General features: G+C 62.1%; 13 protein-coding genes. 4 read left to right on the forward strand and 9 right to left on the reverse strand.

The genetic code is table 11. From position 1 onward, the window contains the following. Positions 1-15 precede the first annotated feature (15 nt). The 8 genes from V8689_RS27390 to glnE all read right to left on the reverse strand — a co-directional run bounded on the left by V8689_RS27390 (position 16) and on the right by glnE (position 10135). Positions 16-1467: a lipopolysaccharide kinase InaA family protein gene (locus tag V8689_RS27390; RefSeq protein ID WP_056782725.1), complete on the reverse strand. Its 1452-nt coding sequence runs from the start codon at positions 1465-1467 to the stop codon at positions 16-18. Then, entirely contained in the window at positions 1467-2219 is a 753-nt protein-coding gene (locus V8689_RS27395; RefSeq protein WP_056782724.1) for a lipopolysaccharide kinase InaA family protein, read from the reverse strand. Before V8689_RS27395 ends, V8689_RS27390 begins: the two co-directional genes overlap by 1 nt. After that, positions 2216-2950, reverse strand: a complete 735-nt coding sequence (locus tag V8689_RS27400; protein WP_003187993.1) for a lipopolysaccharide kinase InaA family protein — start codon at positions 2948-2950, stop codon at positions 2216-2218. The genes V8689_RS27395 and V8689_RS27400 overlap by 4 nt, the downstream gene beginning before the upstream one ends. Next, positions 2950-3756 (reverse strand): lipopolysaccharide core heptose(I) kinase RfaP, encoded by an 807-nt coding sequence (rfaP, locus tag V8689_RS27405; protein ID WP_014716628.1) that lies wholly within the window; start codon positions 3754-3756, stop codon positions 2950-2952. Before rfaP ends, V8689_RS27400 begins: the two co-directional genes overlap by 1 nt. Beyond that, positions 3753-4877: a glycosyltransferase family 4 protein gene (locus V8689_RS27410; protein WP_044270872.1), complete on the reverse strand. Its 1125-nt coding sequence runs from the start codon at positions 4875-4877 to the stop codon at positions 3753-3755. Before V8689_RS27410 ends, rfaP begins: the two co-directional genes overlap by 4 nt. Next, positions 4877-5938 carry a lipopolysaccharide heptosyltransferase I gene (gene waaC, locus V8689_RS27415; protein WP_056782723.1) on the reverse strand — a complete coding sequence of 354 codons (1062 nt, stop codon included), beginning with the start codon at positions 5936-5938 and terminating at the stop codon, positions 4877-4879. Before waaC ends, V8689_RS27410 begins: the two co-directional genes overlap by 1 nt. A 1-nt stretch (position 5939) precedes the next feature. Continuing rightward, on the reverse strand, positions 5940-6974 hold the full coding sequence (waaF, locus tag V8689_RS27420; protein ID WP_056782722.1) for a lipopolysaccharide heptosyltransferase II: 1035 nt from the start codon (positions 6972-6974) through the stop codon (positions 5940-5942). Positions 6975-7195: 221 nt separating this feature from the next. Beyond that, positions 7196-10135 carry a bifunctional [glutamate--ammonia ligase]-adenylyl-L-tyrosine phosphorylase/[glutamate--ammonia-ligase] adenylyltransferase gene (glnE, locus tag V8689_RS27425; protein ID WP_056782721.1) on the reverse strand — a complete coding sequence of 980 codons (2940 nt, stop codon included), beginning with the start codon at positions 10133-10135 and terminating at the stop codon, positions 7196-7198. A 383-nt stretch (positions 10136-10518) separates the two neighbouring features. Between glnE and aceE the strand changes: the two genes are divergently transcribed. From aceE to msrA, 4 genes are all read left to right on the forward strand, one after another. Beyond that, positions 10519-13164: a pyruvate dehydrogenase (acetyl-transferring), homodimeric type gene (gene aceE / locus V8689_RS27430; protein ID WP_003187985.1), complete on the forward strand. Its 2646-nt coding sequence runs from the start codon at positions 10519-10521 to the stop codon at positions 13162-13164. Between the two features lie 11 nt (positions 13165-13175). Next, complete coding sequence (gene aceF / locus V8689_RS27435) at positions 13176-14822, forward strand: dihydrolipoyllysine-residue acetyltransferase (RefSeq protein ID WP_056782720.1); 1647 nt, start codon at positions 13176-13178, stop codon at positions 14820-14822. Between the two features lie 395 nt (positions 14823-15217). Next, positions 15218-17911: a putative bifunctional diguanylate cyclase/phosphodiesterase gene (locus V8689_RS27440; protein WP_434520656.1), complete on the forward strand. Its 2694-nt coding sequence runs from the start codon at positions 15218-15220 to the stop codon at positions 17909-17911. A 72-nt stretch (positions 17912-17983) separates the two neighbouring features. Beyond that, on the forward strand, positions 17984-18631 hold the full coding sequence (gene msrA, locus V8689_RS27445) for a peptide-methionine (S)-S-oxide reductase MsrA (RefSeq protein WP_014716620.1): 648 nt from the start codon (positions 17984-17986) through the stop codon (positions 18629-18631). A 127-nt stretch (positions 18632-18758) separates the two neighbouring features. On the opposite strand, the gene V8689_RS27450 is transcribed toward msrA, so the two are convergent. Then, positions 18759-19595, reverse strand: coding sequence for a 23S rRNA (adenine(2030)-N(6))-methyltransferase RlmJ (locus V8689_RS27450; RefSeq protein WP_032893901.1), 837 nt, complete (start codon positions 19593-19595; stop codon positions 18759-18761). Positions 19596-19689 lie beyond the last annotated feature (94 nt).

A 19689-nucleotide genomic window follows, 5' to 3' on the forward strand; every position in this document is an offset into this window, starting at 1 on the left:
TTGCCCGCGATAGGTTTAACTGCCGACACCCGCCTCTTTGGGCAAGCGCTGGTCAATCACCTGGTACAGCGCACTGCCCTGCGGCCAGTTACGCATAAATCGCGCACGGTCTTTGGCATACGCAGGGGCGAAGCTGGACAGCGAGGTGTGCTGGCACATGGCATCCAGGTCAATCATCGCCCAGCGCCCGTCATTCCAGAACAGGTTATGGCCCTTGAAGTCCCCATGGCTGATGCGTTCGCGGATCAACTCGGCAAACAACTGGTCCAGCGCCTGCAATTCGCTTTCGGGCGCCTCGCCGCTTTCCACATACGGAGCAAAGCGCTCGATGATGTCTGGCCCTGGCAGGTACTCGGTGACCAGGTAGGCACGGCTGCGCAACCACAGGAACCGTTTCTCCAGCACCGCCAGCGGCGTGGGTGTGGCAAAACCCAGGAAGGCCAGGCGGTTGCCTTCGCGCCAGGAGTGCCAGGCGCGGCTTGGGCGCCAGAAACGCTTGAGCCAATGGGCAAAGCCCTTGATGTTGTAGCGCTTGATCACCAGCGGTCGGCCGGCCACGTCGACCTTGGCCACGCTCGCCGCGCCACCGGTCTTGTACAGGTGGCCCTGGTCGAGCAACGCATCGGCCTGCTCCAACACCGGCACCATGGCGGCTTCTTCTTCGCGGCGGATCGCACGCAGGCCAAAAGCGCCGCGCACCACACTGAACAGCGTGCATTCACGACCGGTCTTGTCCAAGTAGTCTCTCAAGCGCCAGGCGCTGACTTTACGCACCTGCTTTTCCAGGGCTTGCATTGGCAAGGCGTGTTCGCCGTTGGCCAGCAGGTAATACACCAGCAATTCTTCGGTAAACGGCTCGAGGCTTTTCGGCAGTTGGGCGAAGAACACACCGAGGTTTTCCAGCACGCGATTGCGTGACAGCGGCTTGCCCGCCTCTTCGACACGAATGCTGGCGCCATCGATCAAATACAGCTTGCCGTCCTTGCGCAGCAGGTTGTCCAGGTGCAGGTCTTCTTGCCATAGGCCCTTGGCATGCATCTGGGCAATCGCGCCCAGCGCTTCGGCGAGCACGGCGGTTTGTTCGTCCGCCAATGGCGGCAGGTTTTCGACGGCGAGCCAGGCGTCGGACAGGCTTTGGGCCCCTTCGATAAATTCAAACAGCAGCCAACCGCCCTCGCCGTCCTGCAAGCCATCGGCCAACAGCAACGGTGTGGTCAGGCCTTGCTCAGCCAACAGGCGTACACCTGTAAGCTCACGCTGAAAATGCCGCGCCGCCTTGCTGCCCACCAACAACTTGGCCAACACCGGGCGACCCCGCCACACGGCGGCGCCCACATAGCGCTGCCCTGGCAACACCCGCAACAGGCTCAGCAATTGCAATTGCCCAGGGCCGGCGGCATCCGCCAGGTCGAGGGTCAGCGGCAGGCTGGGGGTACGCCCAGCCGTTTTCAGCTCGGATAAACGCATCAGCGATTCTCCTTGTGGCTGCGGCGTGCGGTCAGGCGCTGGTGCCAAGTGGCGACCAAGGCACTGTCCTCGGGCTGCTCAAGGTACGCCGCCAGCAGTTGGCGCACCTGCGCATCCGACCATTGCGGCGCGCGGCGCAGCAGCGGTTCCAGGTCCTTGACCCGGTCACGCCAGCCAAACAGCAGCGGGCGGGTTTTCTCCAGGTCGATCAACTGCGCGGTATAACCCTCACCGGCAGGCTGCAGGAAAATATGCTTGGGGTAAAAACAGCCATGCACCTGCCCGACGCTGTGCAGATGACGCGCCAGCTTGCCGCACGCCAACAGGATCGCACCGTGCTGGGCTGCGCTCAATTGCGGCCACTGTTCCAGCAACGAATCCAGGTCATTCCAACCATCCAGCGCACGGGTGAGCAGCATCGCCCGGCGCTCGCCCTTGACCTTGCGCTCACCGAAGAACGCCGCTTGCAGGGCCGGGATGCCGAGCTTTCGATACAGGCTGATGTTGCGAAACTCGCGGGCAAAACTCGGCTCGCCAAACGGGCGGTGCAAGGTGCGCGTGAGGTAGTTGCTCTGGCGCTTGAGGTAGTAACCCTGCCCCTCAAGCTCCAGGCGATAGACGCTGCTCCAACCGTCGCCGCTGGTGTTCGGCTCGTCCACCGCATCCAGTTGCTTGGCCCACAGCGCGTCGAAGGTCGCCAGGCCGTTGCGCTCAAGCAGAGCGCGGTCTTCGGCCGCCAGGAAGTCACTCATTCGCGTCCCTCGAAAAACTTCACCACATGGCGAATTCGCTGTTTGTCCGACGCGGTCAGGTGCGCGCGCTGGCGATATTGCAGGTAGAAGCGCAGGCGCTGGGTGGCCGACAAGTGATACTTGGCGACTTTGTCCAGGCAGGCCAGGTCTTTGGTGATGCGGTACTTGAGCCAGAAGCCGCGCCAGAAATCACCGTTGGGGCAGTCGATCAGGTACAGCGTGCGCTGGTCGTCCACCAGCAGGTTGCGCCACTTCAAGTCGTTATGGGTGAAGCGGTGATCGTGCATGGTGCGCGTGTATTCGGCGAGCTGGCGGCTGATGCCATCGACCCACCGGGGGTCTTTGAGGCGCTCATCATGACGCTCGGCCAGCACCGACAGATCTTCGGTCTTGGGCAATTCACGGGTGATCATGGCGCCACGGTTGTAGGCCAGGCCCTTGCGGTCCAAGCCCCAGGCCACCACGTCGGCGGTGGGGATGCCCCACTTGGCGAAGCGCTTGAGGTTCTGCCATTCGGATTTCACCCGTGGCCGGCCCAGGTAACGACGCAGGCCCTTGCCGGCGCCTACATAGCGCTTGACGTAATAATTGACCCCGCCACGTTCCACCCGGATCACTTCAGACAACGGGTCGCGGGTCAGCCGCTCGCCTTGCAGGGCGAACACCGCGTCCAGGCTTCCAAAGTCATCCGCCAGGGCGGCGTAGGCAGGCTCCAGGTTCCAACCCGCCATCAGATCGCATCCCCGTATCGTTGTTTACGCGCATACAGCTTTGCAGCCATGCGTTCCAGCGCAGACAGCAGCGCGGTTTGCTCCGCCAGGATCTGGCGCAGCGGCTGCTGGAAATACGCCTTGAGAAAACGCAGCTTGTCACGCTGGGTCAAGCCGATCTCCAACGCCGAGTAATACAGGCCGGCCAGGTCTTTGTTGCGCCAGCGCACGGGGATCGTCGCACGCACCTGGGCGCGGTGCAGGTCGATCACCGACAGCTTGAGGTTGTCGACGCTGATGGGCCGGTCGGTGTGCAGCAGGAAATGGCAGAGGTAGCAGTCACGGTGGTTGACGCCGCCGCGGTGCATCGCGCCCACGGTACGCGCCAGCTCAAGGGTCAAGGCATGCTTGATGGCCGGCACGGGCGGTTGCTTGACCCAGTCCAGGGTCAGGTCTTCCAGGCTGATGATGGGGGTCAGTTCCTGGGTGATGATGAACGAGTGCTGGTCGGCCGGGTTGCTGCCTTTTTCACCGAACGCCACGGCGGTCATGGTCGGGACGCCAAGCGCCTGCAAACGCTGGATCGCCACCCACTCCTGGCCCGCGCCCAATACCGGCAATTTGGCAGTGACCAGGTTTTTGAGAATTTCGCCCCAGCCAATCCCACGGTGGATCTTCACAAAGTAAGGCTGGCCCTCGACCACCGTACGCAACGTACGGCGAGCGGCCAGCTCGCGGAACACCTGGCCTTCCAGCTTCTCGACCTCGGCGAACGCATCGCGCCCGGCCCAGAGGGTCTTGAAGGGTTCGGCTAGAATCAACTTCATCGGTTTGGCTCCGCCAGAATCAGGTCCGCAGCGTACTGCGGCATGCTAAAGAGGTCGGCCGTCTCAGCGAAGGCCAGACCATTGCGACTCCAGGTCGCACGCGCTTGTGGGTCGTCGAGCATATCGACCAGATACTGGTTGAGCTGGGTTTGCTCGAACGGCTCGTCCAACACCCGGCCGCTCTGGGCCTTGTCGATGTAGAACGCATAGCCGCACACCTGGCTCACCAGTACCGGGAGGCCGGCGACCACCGCTTCGACCAGCACCATGCCGGCCGCCTCGTTGTACGCGGGGTGAATCAACAGGTCGGCCCCCAGCAGGAAGCGCGGAATATCGTTGCGGCCCTTGAAGAACTGCACCTGGTCGCCCAGGCCCAGCGCAGCGCTCTGCAATTGGAATACTTTGGGGTCGTCCTGGCCGATTACAAATAGCCGGGTGCGTTTCTTCAGGCGTGAAGGCAGTGCGGCCAGCGCCTTGAGGCTGCGGTCGACGCCCTTGGTCTTGAACCCCGAACCGATCTGCACCAACAGCAAATCATCTTCGGCCAGGCGAAATTCAGCGCGGAACTCGGCGCGGATCTCGGCGGCGTTCGGCGGCGCTCGGCGGTCGCGGGCGATACCCGGTGGCAACAGGTGAAAACGCTCGGCCTGGGTGCCGTAATACTGGGTGAACAGCTGCTGCTGATGCTCGGACAACACCATGATCTGCGTCTTGGCGTTCTTATCGAACACGGCACGCTCGTATTCGGCAAAGTGCTTGTAACGCCCGAACCAACGATACATCGGGTTGCGCAGGGTCTGGGCCTTGTCCTCGAACACACCGTCGGCGGCAAAGTACAGGTCCAGCCCCGGCATCTTGTTGAACCCCACCACACGGTCCACCGGGCGCTTGGCCAGGTCGGCCTGGATCCAGGCGTAGAGCTTTTCGTTGCGGCGGTGGTTGACCAAGGCCTTGACCGGCGCCACCAACACCTCAAAGCCTGGCGGGATATCGCCTTCCCAGATCAGGGTGTACACCCGAATCTTGTGGCCGCGCTGCTGGCATTCCAGGGCGATGCGCATGAAGTCGCGCTGCAGGCCACCGAAAGGAAAGTACTTGTACAGAACAAAAGCCAGTTGCATCAGTGCTGCTCCTCGGCCAGTAACAACGTGCTCAGCCGGCTTGCGACACGCTCAGGATTCAAGCGCGTGAAGCACAGGGGCGACTCGCGCGCGATGTCGAACCGCCGCAGGTCGTCGGCAGTGGGTTGATAAGTGCACTGTTTTTGCAGGCAAGGCGCACACGGCCAGTCGCTGGCCAAGTGGATCTGGCCTTTGCCGTAGGCGCCGGTGAGGCCTGGGTTGGTGGGGCCGAACAGGGAAATGGTCGGCACGTCCAGCGCCGCCGCCAAGTGGCCGAGGCCGGTGTCGACGGCCACGCAGGCACGGGCGCTCGCCAATATACGGGCCACGCCCGCCAGGTTGAGCTTGGGCAACACTTCGGCGTTGGGCAGGCCCAGGGCCAGGCGTTCGGCCCGCGCCTTTTCGGCGGCGTTGCCCCACGGCAGCTTTACATCCACGCCCAGACGGCCCATGCGTTCGGCCAGCTCGCGCCAATAGGCTTCGGGCCAGTGCTTGGTGTCCCAGGTGGTGCCGTGCAGCAGCAATACGAACGGTTTTTTCGGCGGCAGGCCGAGCAGCTTTTCAACGCTCAGGCCGTAGTCGCCCAGGCGTTGGGGCAGGTCGTAGCCCAGCGCCACGGCGAACAGCTGGCGCAAGCGCTCCACCGCATGCTGCCCACGGGCCACGGCCAGGCGCCGGGAATAAAAGCGCGCAGCCAGAGGTTCTCGCGCAGAGTCTTTGTCGAAGCCGGCGATGGGCGCCCGCACATAGCGGGTCAGCCAGGCGCTTTTGAGCAAGCCCTGGGCATCGATCACCAGGTCATATTTGGTCGACTGCACCGCCTGCTTGAAGCGCCGCCATTCGCCGCTCCTGACGGTTTGCCAGAGGTTCTTGCGCCAGCGGCGAATCGCCACCGGGATGACCTTGTCGACCGCCGGGTGCCAAGTGGGGATTTCGGCAAAGCCTTCTTCCACCACCCAGTCGAACCGAATGCCGGGAATCGCCCGCGCTGCGTCGGTGAGCGCCGGCAAGGCATGGATCACGTCGCCCAGGGATGAGGTCTTGATTACCAGAACCCGCAACTCAATGAACCTCGACCACGTCGCCCTGCAAACGCTGCAAGGCATCGGTGACCGGCTGGGGCAGCAACTGGCGCAGGCAGTTGTAGTGGCCGAAACGGCAGGTACGCTCAAAGCACGGGCTGCAATCCAGGCCCAGGCGCACCACTTCGACCTTGTCGGCCAACGGCGGAGTGAAGCCTGGGGAGGTCGAACCGTACACGGCCACCAGCGGACGGTTCAGCGCCGCCGCCACATGCATCAGGCCGGAGTCGTTGGACACCACCGAGTCGGCGCACGACAACAGGTCGATGGCCTCGGCCAGGGACGTGTCGCCACTGAGGTTAACCGCCTCTTCACGCAGGCCGGGAATCAGGCGCTGGCGAATGTCCTCACCCACCGAATGATCGTTCTTGGAACCGAACAGCCACACTTGCCAGCCTTCACGGATCTTCGTCTCGGCAACTTTGGCGTAATGCTCCGACGGCCAGCGCTTGGACTCGCCAAACTCGGCGCCCGGGCACAAGGCCAATACGGGCCGGTCCAGGGCGAGGCCAAACTTGGCCAGCGCCGCGTCGCGGGTCACCGGGTCGATCTGCAAGCTGGGGCGCGGGTACGGCTTGGGCAGTTCAGCGCCCGGCTCGTAGGCCAAAGCCATAAAGCGTTCGATCATCAACGGGTAGCGGGCTTTATCCAGGGTGCGTACGTCATTGAGCAGCACATAGCGGAACTCGCCGCGCCAGCCGGTGCGCTTGGGGATACCGGCAAAATACGGCACCAGCGCCGACTTCAGCGAGTTAGGCAGCATGATCGCCTGGTCGTACTGGCCGGTCATGGATTTGCCGATGCGTCGGCGGGTCGCCAGTTCCAGGGCGCCGTGGCCGAGCGGGAAGCTCAAGGCCTTGCGCACCTCTGGCATACGCTCAAGGATCGGCCGGCTCCACTCAGGGGCGAGCACGTCGATCTGGCAGTCTGGATAGCGCAGACGCAGGCACTGAAACAGTGTCTGTGCCATCACCATGTCACCGACCCAACTGGGCCCAACGATCAGAATATTCATGTAGTTTCCACAAACGATGCGGGGAGGCCTATGCCTCCCCGCCTCGATAATGACTGTAGATCGCGGTGCGCCAGGGAGCATCTTTATGTGGGAGCTGGCTTGCCTGCGATTGCATCACCTCGGTATCACTGATAAACCGAGGCGCCTGCATCGCGGGCAAGCCCGGCTCCCACATTAATCCGCATCCCATATAAAAATTGGCGTCGCCAATCAGTCGAGTTTCAGTTTAAGCCCAGCGCTTGCCAGATTCGCATCACCTGTCGCCGCTCATCGGCGAACTGGTCCCCGGCGACCGTGCCGGCCTCGTTCTGCAAAGCCTGGCGATGCGCGGCTGAGCGGTAGGCCTTGTACACCTCACGCAGCAAATGGGCATCGGCGGCGGGCATCAGCCCGACCTGCTCCAGGCCCTCCAGAATGCGGATATTGTCGGTGTAGCGCAGCAACGATGGATGTTGCGCAGACCACGCCAAAGCCGCGTATTGCACCATAAATTCAATATCGACGATACCTCCGGCGTCCTGCTTGAGGTCGAACAGCGCCGTGGCCTCGAAGGCATTGGCGCCCCTGCCGGCCGTCGTGGCCTTGGTGCCCAGGTTGTCACGCATCTTGGCACGCATCTCGCTGACCTCCTGGCGCAGCCTCTCCAAGTCCCGTTCACGCCCCAACACGTTAGCCCGTACCTGCTCGAACGCCTGGCCCACATCCTGGCTGCCCACCAGCACCCGTGCGCGGATCAGGGCCTGATGTTCCCAGGTCCAGGCTTCATTTTGTTGATAGCGGTCAAACGCGCCCAAGGAACTCACCAACAAGCCGGATGCGCCGGAAGGTCGCAGGCGCATGTCCACTTCATACAGCTGGCCGGAGTTGGTCTGGGTGGTCAGCAGGTGAATGATGCGCTGGCCCAGGCGTGTAAAGAATTGCGCGCCATCGATCGGCTTGGCACCGTCCGTTTCGGCCTGGGGGTCGCCGTCATGGATAAACACCAGGTCCAGGTCCGAACCATGCCCCAGTTCGATGCCGCCGACTTTCCCATAACCGACAATGATGAACCCAGGATCGCACAGGGTGCCGTCCAGGCGCTGCGGCGAGCCGTGACGAGCAACCGTCTGGCGCCAGGCCAGGGCCAGCACTTGTTCAAGAATGGCTTCGGCCAGCCAGGTGAGGTAGTCGCTGACCTTCATCAACGGCAGGCTGCCGGCGATTTCCGAGGCGGCTACCCGCAAGCGGTGCGCCAGTTTGAAATGGCGCAAGGCTTCCATCTGTTGCTCAAGGTCATCTTCGGGAATACGCGTGAGGCGCTCGCGCAACTCCGCAGCCAGTTCCGGCGCCAGCGGCGGCTTGAACAGGCGGCCTTCGTTGAGCAATTCATCCAGCAACAGCGGGAAACGGGTGATCTGCTCGGCGATCCACGGGCTGGCTGCGCACAAGGTCAACAGGCGACGCAGGGCGTCGGGGTTCTCGGTCAGCAGCACCAGGTAGGCCGAACGTCGGGCCACGGCCTCCACCAGCGGCAACACACGCTCCAGCACCAGGTCCGGGTTGGCATGCTCGACGGCCTGGGCCAGTAGGCGCGGGATAAACGCATCCAGGCGCTCACGCCCCAGGCGCTGCATGGCGCGCAACTGCGGGCTGGCGCGCAGGCTGGCCAAGGCCTTGAGGGCCTTGGGGGCATCGGTGAAACCGCCTTCACTCAATTGGCGACACGCGGCGTCGTCGTCCTGGGATTCCTCCCACAGCGGCAACCATTCACCACCGACCACCAATTCGCTTTCTTCGCCCTCCTCTTCATCAGGGTCGGCAATCACTTGGCGAAAGTGCCAGTCCACACGGCCACGCCAGTACATCAGGCGCTCGTGGAACGCCGCCCAGTCAGTAAAGCCCAACATAAAGGCAATGCGCGCCTGGTCTTCGGGGCTGTCCGGCAGCATTTGCGTCTGGCGGTCGGCAATCGCCTGGATCGCATGTTCGGTGTAACGCAAAAACTCGTAACCGCTGCGCAGCTCGCTGATCACCGCCGCGGGCAAATAACCCTGGCCTTCCAGGGTGCCCAGCACGTTCAACAGCGGGCGTTGCTGCAGGCTGAGGTCGCGGCCGCCATGGATCAACTGGAAGGCCTGGGCGATAAATTCCACCTCACGAATGCCGCCCGCACCCAGCTTGATATTGTCGGCCATGCCCTTGCGCCGCACTTCCTGCTGGATCAGTTGCTTCATGGTGCGCAGCGCTTCGATGGCCGAGAAGTCCAGATAACGGCGATAGACAAACGGGCGCAGCATGTCGAGCAGTTGCGCGCCAGCCACCTGGTCGCCGGCCACCACCCGTGCCTTGATCATGGCGTAGCGCTCCCAGTCCCGGCCCTGGTCCTGGTAGTACTGCTCCAGCGCGTTGAAGCTGAGCACCAGGGCGCCGGCCGAACCGTAGGGACGCAGGCGCATGTCGACGCGGAAGACAAAACCGTCGACGGTCATCGGGTCCAGGGCCTTGATCAGCTTTTGACCCAGGCGAATAAAGAACTCCTGATTATCCAGGGCACGCTTCACGCCCACCGTTTCACCACCTTCGGGGTAGGCGAAGATCAGGTCGATATCGGACGACAGGTTCAGCTCCACCGCACCGAGCTTGCCCATGCCAAGGATGACCATGTGCTGCGCCTCGCCGCTGCGTGCGCCGGTCGGCGTGCCGAATTGGGCGCAGTGGCGCTGGTACAGCCATTGATAGGCCTGGTCGATGCAGGCGTCGGCCATGTCGGACAAATCGCGACAGGTTTGCACCAGGTCGGCCTGGCGCGTGAGGTCGCGCCAGATGATGCGCACCTGCTGGCGCGTGCGCTGGCGGCGCAGCACGCGGCCCAGCTCGTCTTCTGTTTCGGCCTGTTGCACGGCACCGGCTATCTGGCTGCACAGCTCGCCGGGCGCAAACCCGCGGTCCAGCTCGCCCCAGGCCGCTAGCTCCAGCAACATCAAAGGGTCACGAACACTCTGTTCAATGACAAAATCACTGGCGGCGCATACGCGGGCAAAGTCGGCCCACCGTTGCGGCGTCCACGCAGAAAGGCCATGATCGTCATCCAGCGCGGCCACCGCGTCACGAAATGACTGCTCGGCCCGGTTGGCGTAAGGCAACAGAATGGCCGGCAGTTCGGCCAGCGTTGGAAGGCTCATGGTCTATCCTTGATCGGCGTGTAAATGGCGTGTAGTTGTGAAGGCAAGAGCCATGCTCGGTGAAGGACTGTCGAACAAAGGTTAGAAATAGCTGAAATTAAATTAATCGTGGCAGGCAACATCAAAGTTTCACCTTTTCTTGTTCGCAATAGACCAACAATAACGATTATGCTCACCAGCAAGACCGAGCCATACGCTCAGTCTTGTGTAGTTTTACTACTCGTATATACATTCGAAAGGCTGAAATGGCCGACGATTTGTAGTAAAACTACAGGACGCCGAAGCAACCTTCGGCCATCCAAGAATTTATGTCGTCTGCCCACAAGGCCAGTCGCAAACTTCAGGCAACCGATTCTGGTAGCCTTTCCGCCCTGGAGCAAGCCATGCAAGACCTCGATCCCGTCGAAACCCAGGAATGGCTGGACGCCCTGGAATCGGTTCTCGACAAAGAAGGCGAAGACCGTGCTCACTACCTGATGACCCGTATGGGCGAACTCGCGACCCGCAGCGGCTCGCAACTGCCTTACGCCATCACTACGCCATATCGCAACACCATCCCCGTTACCCACGAAGCACGCATGCCTGGCGACCTGTTCATGGAACGCCGCATTCGCTCGCTGGTACGTTGGAACGCCATGGCGATGGTAATGCGCACGAACTTGAAAGATTCGGACCTGGGCGGTCACATCTCCAGCTTCGCTTCCAGCGCAACCCTGTATGACATCGGCTTCAACTACTTCTTCCAGGCCCCGACCGACGAACACGGCGGCGACCTGATCTACTTCCAGGGCCACACCTCGCCAGGCGTCTACGCCCGTGCGTTCATGGAAGGTCGCATCAGCGAAGAACAAATGAACAACTTCCGCCAGGAAGTCGACGGTCAGGGCCTGTCGTCCTACCCGCACCCTTGGCTGATGCCTGATTTCTGGCAGTTCCCGACCGTTTCCATGGGTCTGGGCCCGATCCAGGCGATCTACCAGGCACGCTTCATGAAGTACCTGGAAGCCCGTGGCTTCATCCCCGAAGGCAAGCAGAAAGTCTGGTGCTTCCTGGGCGACGGCGAGTGCGACGAGCCGGAATCCCTGGGCGCCATCTCCCTGGCCGGCCGCGAGAAGCTCGACAACCTGATCTTCGTCATCAACTGCAACCTGCAGCGCCTCGACGGCCCGGTTCGCGGCAACGGCAAGATCATCCAGGAACTCGAAGGCGTGTTCCGCGGTGCTCAGTGGAACGTGACCAAAGTCATCTGGGGCCGCTTCTGGGACCCACTGCTGGCCAAGGACGTCGACGGTATCCTGCAACGTCGCATGGACGAAGTCATCGACGGCGAGTACCAGAACTACAAAGCCAAAGACGGCGCGTTCGTTCGCGAGCACTTCTTCAACACGCCTGAACTCAAGGCGATGGTTGCCGACCTGTCCGACGACGAGATCTGGAAGCTCAACCGTGGCGGCCACGACCCGTACAAGGTCTACGCGGCGTACCACGAAGCGGTCAACCACAAAGAACAACCCACCGTCATCCTGGCCAAGACCATCAAGGGTTATGGCACCGGTGCCGGCGAAGCGAAGAACACCGCGCACAACACCAAGAAAGTCGATGTCGACAGCCTGAAGTTGTTCCGCGACCGCTTCGACATTCCGGTCAAGGACGAAGAGCTGGAGAACCTGCCGTTCTTCAAGCCGGAGCCAAACAGCGCCGAAGCCCGCTACCTGAGCGAGCGTCGCAGCGCACTGGGCGGTTTCGTGCCACAGCGCCGCGCCAACAGCTTCAGCGTACCGACGCCAGACCTGAGCACCCTCAAGGCTATCCTTGACGGCTCGGGCGACCGTGAAATCTCCACCACCATGGCCTTCGTGCGTATTCTGGCGCAGCTGGTCAAGGACAAGGACATCGGCCCACGCATCGTTCCGATCATCCCGGACGAAGCCCGTACCTTCGGTATGGAAGGCATGTTCCGTCAGTTGGGCATCTACTCCTCCGTCGGCCAGCTCTACGAGCCAGTCGATAAAGACCAGGTGATGTTCTACAAGGAAGACAAGAAGGGCCAGATCCTCGAAGAAGGCATCAACGAAGCGGGCGCCATGAGCTCCTTCATCGCTGCCGGTACTTCGTACTCCAGCCACAACCAGCCAATGCTGCCGTTCTACATCTTCTACTCGATGTTCGGCTTCCAGCGTATCGGCGACCTGGCCTGGGCCGCTGGCGACAGCCGCACCCGTGGTTTCCTGATCGGCGGTACCGCCGGCCGTACCACGCTGAACGGCGAAGGCCTGCAACACGAAGACGGTCACAGCCACATCCTGGCTGCCACCATCCCGAACTGCCGCACCTTTGATCCAACCTACGGCTATGAGCTGGCGGTGATCATCCAGGACGGCATGAAGAAAATGACCGAAGAGCAGCAGGACGTTTTCTACTACATCACCGTGATGAACGAGTCCTACCAGCAGCCAGCCATGCCGGCCGGTGTGGAAGAAGGCATCATCAAGGGCATGTACCTGCTCGAAGAAGACACCAAGGAAGCGGCGCACCACGTACAGCTGATGGGCTCCGGCACCATCCTGCGCGAAGTGCGTGAAGCGGCGAAGATCCTGCGTGACGAGTTCAACGTCGGTGCCGACGTGTGGAGCGTGACCAGCTTCAACGAACTGCGCCGTGACGGCCTGGCCGTGGAGCGCAGCAACCGCCTGCACCCTGGTCAGAAGCCAGCCAAGAGCTACGTCGAAGAGTGCCTGGCCGGCCGTAAGGGTCCAGTCATTGCCTCTACCGACTACATGAAACTGTTTGCTGAACAAATTCGCCAGTGGGTCCCGTCCAAGGAATTCAAAGTCCTGGGCACCGATGGTTTCGGCCGCAGTGACAGCCGCAAGAAGCTGCGTCACTTCTTCGAAGTCGACCGTCACTTCGTGGTGTTGGCAGCCCTGGAAGCCTTGGCTGACCGTGGTGAGATCGAACCTAAGGTGGTGGCTGACGCTATCGTCAAGTTCGGGATCAACCCGGAAAAACGCAACCCACTGGACTGCTGAGGAGATTTTTTGTGAGCGAACTCATTCGCGTACCTGACATCGGCAGCGGTGAAGGTGAAGTAATCGAGCTGTTTGTGAAGGTCGGCGACACCGTCGAAGCCGACCAGAGCATCCTGACCCTGGAGTCGGACAAGGCGAGCATGGAAATCCCTGCTCCCAAGGCCGGCGTGGTCAAGAGCCTGAAAGTGAAGCTGGGCGACCGCCTGAAAGAAGGCGACGAACTGCTGGAACTGGAAATCGAAGGTGCTGCTGATGCAGCCCCTGCGGCCGCGGCTCCGGCCGCCGCTGCGCCTGCACCTGCTGCTGAAAAACCTGCCGCTGCCGAGGCTGCTCCAGCCCCGGCCGCTGCACCTGCCGCCGCGACCGTCCAGGACATTCACGTCCCGGACATCGGCTCGTCGGGCAAGGCCAAGATCATCGAGCTGCTGGTCAAGGTCGGCGATACCGTCGAAGCCGACCAGTCGCTGATCACCCTGGAGTCCGACAAGGCCTCCATGGAGATCCCATCGCCGGCTGCCGGCGTGGTGGAAAGCATTGCGGTCAAGCTGGAAGACGAAGTCGGCACCGGTGACTTCATCCTCAAGCTCAAAGTACAAGGCGCTGCGCCAGCCGCCGCACCAGCACCGGCTGCTGCTCCGGCGGCCAAGGCTGAAGCGGCACCTGCCGCTGCTGCCCCTGCGCCGGCCGCAAAAGCCGAAGCTGCGCCAGCCCCTGCGGCGGCTGCACCTGCGCCAAGCGGTGCCAAGGTTCATGCCGGCCCAGCCGTGCGTCAGCTGGCCCGTGAATTCGGCGTCGAGCTGAGCGCTGTTGCAGCCAGCGGCCCTCACGGCCGTGTGCTGAAGGAAGACGTGCAGGTTTACGTCAAAGCCATGATGCAAAAAGCCAAGGAAGCTCCGGCTGCCGGCGGCGCTACCGGTGGTTCGGGCATTCCGCCGATCCGTACCGTGGATTTCAGCCGTTTCGGCGAAATCGAAGAAGTGCCGATGACCCGCCTGATGCAAATCGGCGCGGCAGGCCTGCACGCCAGCTGGCTGAACATCCCGCACGTGACCCAATTCGACCAGGCCGATATCACCGACCTGGAAGCGTTCCGCGTTGCGCAGAAAGCCGTGGCCGAGAAGGCCGGCGTGAAGCTGACCGTGCTGCCACTGCTGCTCAAGGCCTGTGCACACCTGCTCAAGGAACTGCCGGACTTCAACAGCTCGCTGGCGCCAAGCGGCAAGGCGATCATTCGCAAGAAGTACGTGAACATCGGCTTTGCGGTCGACACCCCGGATGGCCTGCTGGTACCGGTCATCAAGAACGTCGACCAGAAGAGCCTGCTGCAACTGGCTGGCGAAGCGGCTGCGCTGGCTGCCAAGGCCCGCGACAAGAAGCTCACCCCGGACGACATGCAGGGCGCCTGCTTCACCATCTCCAGCCTCGGCCACATTGGCGGCACTGGCTTCACGCCAATCGTCAACGCGCCGGAAGTGGCGATCCTGGGTGTGTCCAAGGCCACCATCCAGCCTGTGTGGGACGGTAAAGCGTTCCAACCCAAGCTGATGCTGCCACTGTCGCTGTCCTACGATCACCGCGTGATCAACGGCGCCGCGGCTGCGCGCTTCACCCAGCGCCTGAGCCAGCTGCTGAACGACATCCGCACCATCCTGCTGTAAGTCGCAGGGCCTTCCTGTTACCGGGAAGGCCCTTGCCACACCGATTTCCGAGCGCCACGCTCGTACCTCAACCCCGCCACTTGGCGGGGCTTTTTTTTTGCCTGTTTTTTGTAGGAGCGAGCTCGCTCGCGAAGATCGTCAACGATAACGCAGGTATTCTGGATAAAGGCGGTGCCTTGGCGTTTTTCGCGAGCAAGCTCGCTCCTACACAAGACAGGCGTGAGCCACCGATCACCCCAATTACAGAAATCACCCGCGCGGCCGATAACAGGCTTATAGCACTTAGCCTTCATCCTCTCTTGTCACTGCGTGCTGCATGATGCAACCTTGCCGCAGTCGACAGTCAAGAGGGCGTGAGCCCAGCGCAGTGCGCATTTTCCCAAGCGAGTTTCCCCATGAAAAGCCAACCCGATGTCGCCCGTATGGCGGCCGAGGTAGTGACGCAATTACCGGTGCCTTCGCGCCTCGGTATGCTGCGTTTCGAGCGGCTTAATGAGGCAAGCTGGGCCCTGCTCTACCTCGACCCCAATTGCGAGCGCCAGTTTGGCCTGCCAGCGGTTGAACTCTGCGCCTTGATCGGCACGCCCTACGCCAGCCTGATGGAACCCCAGGCGCGCTACCAGTTGCACGATGCGATCCAGCAACAACTGGCCCACAGCCCTCATTATCTGGTGCGCTACACCCTGCACACCCATGACGGCCCGCTAAGCGTTTTGGAAATGGGCGAAGCCTACAAACAACATAACCGCCACCTGGTGCGCGGCTACCTGATGGTGGTCGAGGGGCTGTTCAGCGAGACCAGCACGCCCGCCCCGACCGTCGACCTGGAAAACCAGAACAGCCGCCTGCAAATCGCCCTGGAGCTCAACCAGCGAGCGCAGCAGGAACAGTTGCAGCACCTGGAGCGAGTACGTGCCCAGCAGGAGTTGATCCTGCTGCTGGCGCGCCAACGCTACACCACGCCCAACTCCCTGCAAGAAGCCGCTGAACTGATCACGCGCAGCGCCTGCGACATCTACCAGATCGACTGCGCCAGCATCTGGAACCTCGAAGGCCATCACCTGGTACCGATCTCCGCCTATCACCGCGCCGATCAACAACACCATCTGCCTGAAGCCATCGACGCCAGTGGCTTCCCGGATTACCTGGAAGCCCTGCATTCGAGCCGCGCCATCGATGCCACCCACGCCCTGCGCGACCCACGCACCCGGGAAATGGCCGAAAGCCTGCGCGCCAAGGATATCCACGCGATGCTCGACGCCAGCATCCGCGTCGACGGCCAGGTCGTCGGCGTGCTGTGCCTGGAGCAAGGCGGCAGCCCGCGCGCCTGGCAGTCCGATGAGATCGCGTTTGCCGGCGAGCTGGCAGACCAGTTCGCCCAGGTCATCAACAACCACAACCGCCGCACCGCCACCAGCGCCCTGCACCTGTTCCAGCGCGCCGTGGAGCAAAGCGCCAACGCGTTTTTGCTGGTCAATTGCGATGGCGTGGTGGAGTACGTCAACCCCAGCTTCACCGCGATCACCCAGTACAGCGCCGAAGAAGTCCACGGCCATCGCCTGGCCCAACTGCCGGCCCTGGAAAACCTCAGCGAATTGCTGTTCGACGCGCCCTCGGCCCTGGCCAAAAGCAACAGCTGGCAAGGTGAGTTCAAGAGCCGTCGCAAGAACCTGGAGCCCTACTGGGGCCAGCTGTCGATTTCCAAGGTGTATGGCGACAACCGCGAGCTGACCCACTACATCGGCATCTACGAAGACATCACCCAGACCAAGCTGGCGCAACAGCGCATCGAACGCTTGGCCTACACCGATAACTTGACCAACCTGGGCAATCGCCCGGCGTTCATTCGCAACCTCGACGAACGCTTTGCCCGCGACAGCGACAGCCCGATCAGCCTGCTGTTGGTGGACATCGACAACTTCAAGCGCATCAACGACAGCCTCGGCCATCAGACTGGCGACAAGCTGCTGATCAGCCTGGCGCGCCGCCTGCGCAACAGCTTGAGCAGCGGCGGCAGCCTGGCACGCTTTGCCAGTAACGAATTCGCGGTGCTGCTGGACGATGCCGACCTTGAGTCCGGCCAGCAGGTGGCCAGCCAGTTGCTGACCACCCTCGACAAGCCGATGTTCGTCGACAACCAGTTGATCAGCGTCACCGGCTCCGTGGGCCTGGCCTGCGCGCCGCTGCATGGTCGCGACCCACAGACCCTGATGCGCAACGCCGGCCTGGCCCTGCACAAGGCCAAGGCCAACGGTAAACACCAGGTGCAGGTGTTTACCGAAGCCCTGAACGCCGAGGCCAGCTACAAGCTGTTCGTGGAAAACAACCTGCGCCGTGCCCTGACCCAGAACGAGCTGGACGTGTTCTACCAGCCCAAGCTGTGCCTGCGCAGCGGTCGCCTGCTGGGCATGGAAGCACTGTTGCGCTGGAATCACCCGGAAAAAGGCATGATCCGCCCCGACCAGTTCATCAGCGTGGCTGAAGAAACCGGGCTAATCATTCCCATCGGCAAATGGATCGCACGCCAGGCTTGCCGCATGAGCCGGCAATTGACGGCCGCAGGCCTGGGCAACTTGCAGGTGGCCATCAACCTGTCGCCCAAGCAATTCTCCGACCCGGACCTGGTGGCCTCGATTGCCACCATCCTCAAGGAGGAACAGCTGCCGGCCAACCTGCTGGAACTGGAGCTCACCGAAGGCTTGCTGCTGGAAGCCACCGAAGATACGCGCCTGCAACTGGACCAGCTCAAGAGCTTTGGCCTGACCCTGGCGATGGACGACTTCGGCACCGGTTATTCGTCGCTGAGCTACTTGAAAAAATTCCCCATCGACATCATTAAGATTGATCGCAGCTTTATCCACGAAATCCCGGACAACCAGGACGACATGGAAATCACCTCGGCGGTGATCGCCATGGCCCACAACCTCAAGCTCAAGGTGGTGGCCGAAGGCATCGAGACCGCCGAGCAGTTGGCGTTCCTGCGCCGGCACCGTTGCGACGTGGGCCAGGGCTATCTGTTCGACCGCCCGATCCCGGGTGCCGAGCTGATGCAGAAGCTTAAACGCTACCCGCGCGGGCCAATCGCCTGACAGCGCTGTAACACTCGGGCACACTGGCTGTCTGACAATTTACTGTTACTCAACCTGACGAGAGGACTGATCATGGTCTTGCGCTCGGAAATTCTGGTGAACAAAAACGTGCTGCCTACTCAAGAACAAGCTCTGCCTGGCCGTGAAACCCCGATGAAGTTGCCCGAAACGCACTTCGTCAACGGCAACCCACTGCTGGGCCCGTTCCTGGATGACGTCGGCTTTGCAATCTTCGGCCTGGGCTGTTTCTGGGGCGCGGAACGCAAGTTCTGGCAGCGCGACGGCGTGGTCAGCACCGTGGTCGGTTACGCCGGCGGCTTTACGCCCAACCCGACTTATGAAGAAGTCTGCTCGGGCCTCACCGGCCATAGCGAAGTGGTGCTGGTGGTGTATGACCAGGCCAAGGTGAAATACGAAGACCTGCTGAAGATGTTCTGGGAACTGCACAACCCGACCCAGGGCATGCGCCAAGGCAACGACATCGGCAGCCAATACCGTTCGGTGATCTACGCCACCACGCCTGAGCAACTGGCGGCGGCCAAGGCCAGTGCCGAGGCGTATCAGCAAGAGCTGAGCAAGGCCGGCCTGGGTGAGATCACCACGGAAATCGAAGAGGCCCCGACGGTTTACTTCGCCGAGGCGTATCACCAGCAGTACCTGGCGAAGAATCCCCAGGGTTACTGCGGGATCGGCGGCACTGGCGTGACCTGCCCGATCTAAGCCTAGTGCCATGATCGTTCCCACGCTCCGCGTGGGAATGCCGCCCTGGGCGCTCCGCGCCCGCTTTTAACATCGTAACGCGGAGCGTCACAGGCTGCTTTCCCACGCGGAGCGCGGGAACGATCGGTTATTCGGCGATAAGCCAATCCATCTGCCAGCCACCCTGGGTCTGGCCCAGCTGCTTGGACAACCACGGCAACAACTCCCGCAGCTCCTCTTCCAAACCCCACGGCGGGTTGGCAATCGCCAGGCCCGAGCCAGTGAGGGTATTGGGCGTGTCCAGCGGATGCACCAGCAACTCCACACGCAGCAGCTTCGGCGCGCCAGTGCCGGCCAGGTCCTGGTAGAAACGGCGCAACATGCGCTGGTCTTTCACCGGGTACCAGATCGCCGCCACCGTCTGGCGCATACGGCTGACGGCTTCCTTGAGGGATGCCGCGCAACGCTGCATTTCGTCGAGTTTTTCAAACGGCGGGTCGATCAGCATCAGCGCGCGCTTTTCCGGCACCGGCAGCAAGGCCCGTGGCACATGCCAGCCTTCGCCCAAGTGCACTTTGACGCGGCGATCACCCTTCATGTTGTCCTTGAGCAGCACGCCATCTTCCGGGTGCTTCTCATTGAGCAGCACGCGGTCCTGGGGCCGCGTGAGGCGACGCGCCAGTTCCGGTGAGCCGGGGTAGTAGCGCAACTGGCCATCCGGGTTCATCTCGTGCAGCACGCGCATGTAGTCGGCGGTGAGCGGCGGCAGATCGCTTGCGCCCCACAGGCGGGCGATGCCTTCCAGGTACTCACCAGTGCGGTTGGCCTGGTCGCCCTGCAGGTCGTACAAGCCAATGCCGGCGTGAGTGTCGAGGTAGGCGAACGGCTGTTCCTTGCGCGACATCAGGGCGATGAGGCGGGTCAAGGTCAGGTGTTTGAAGACATCGGCATGGTTGCCGGCGTGAAAGGCGTGACGATAATTCATGGTTGCTCCTGCGCAGGGGGCGAAGTTTACCTTCTACCGACGCAAAGGTGCAGGGCCGCACGGCAGGCGGCGCAGATGTCACATGATCGCCAGG

Source organism: Pseudomonas sp. AK181, assembly GCF_051122975.1.
GTDB lineage: Bacteria > Pseudomonadota > Gammaproteobacteria > Pseudomonadales > Pseudomonadaceae > Aquipseudomonas > Aquipseudomonas lactis.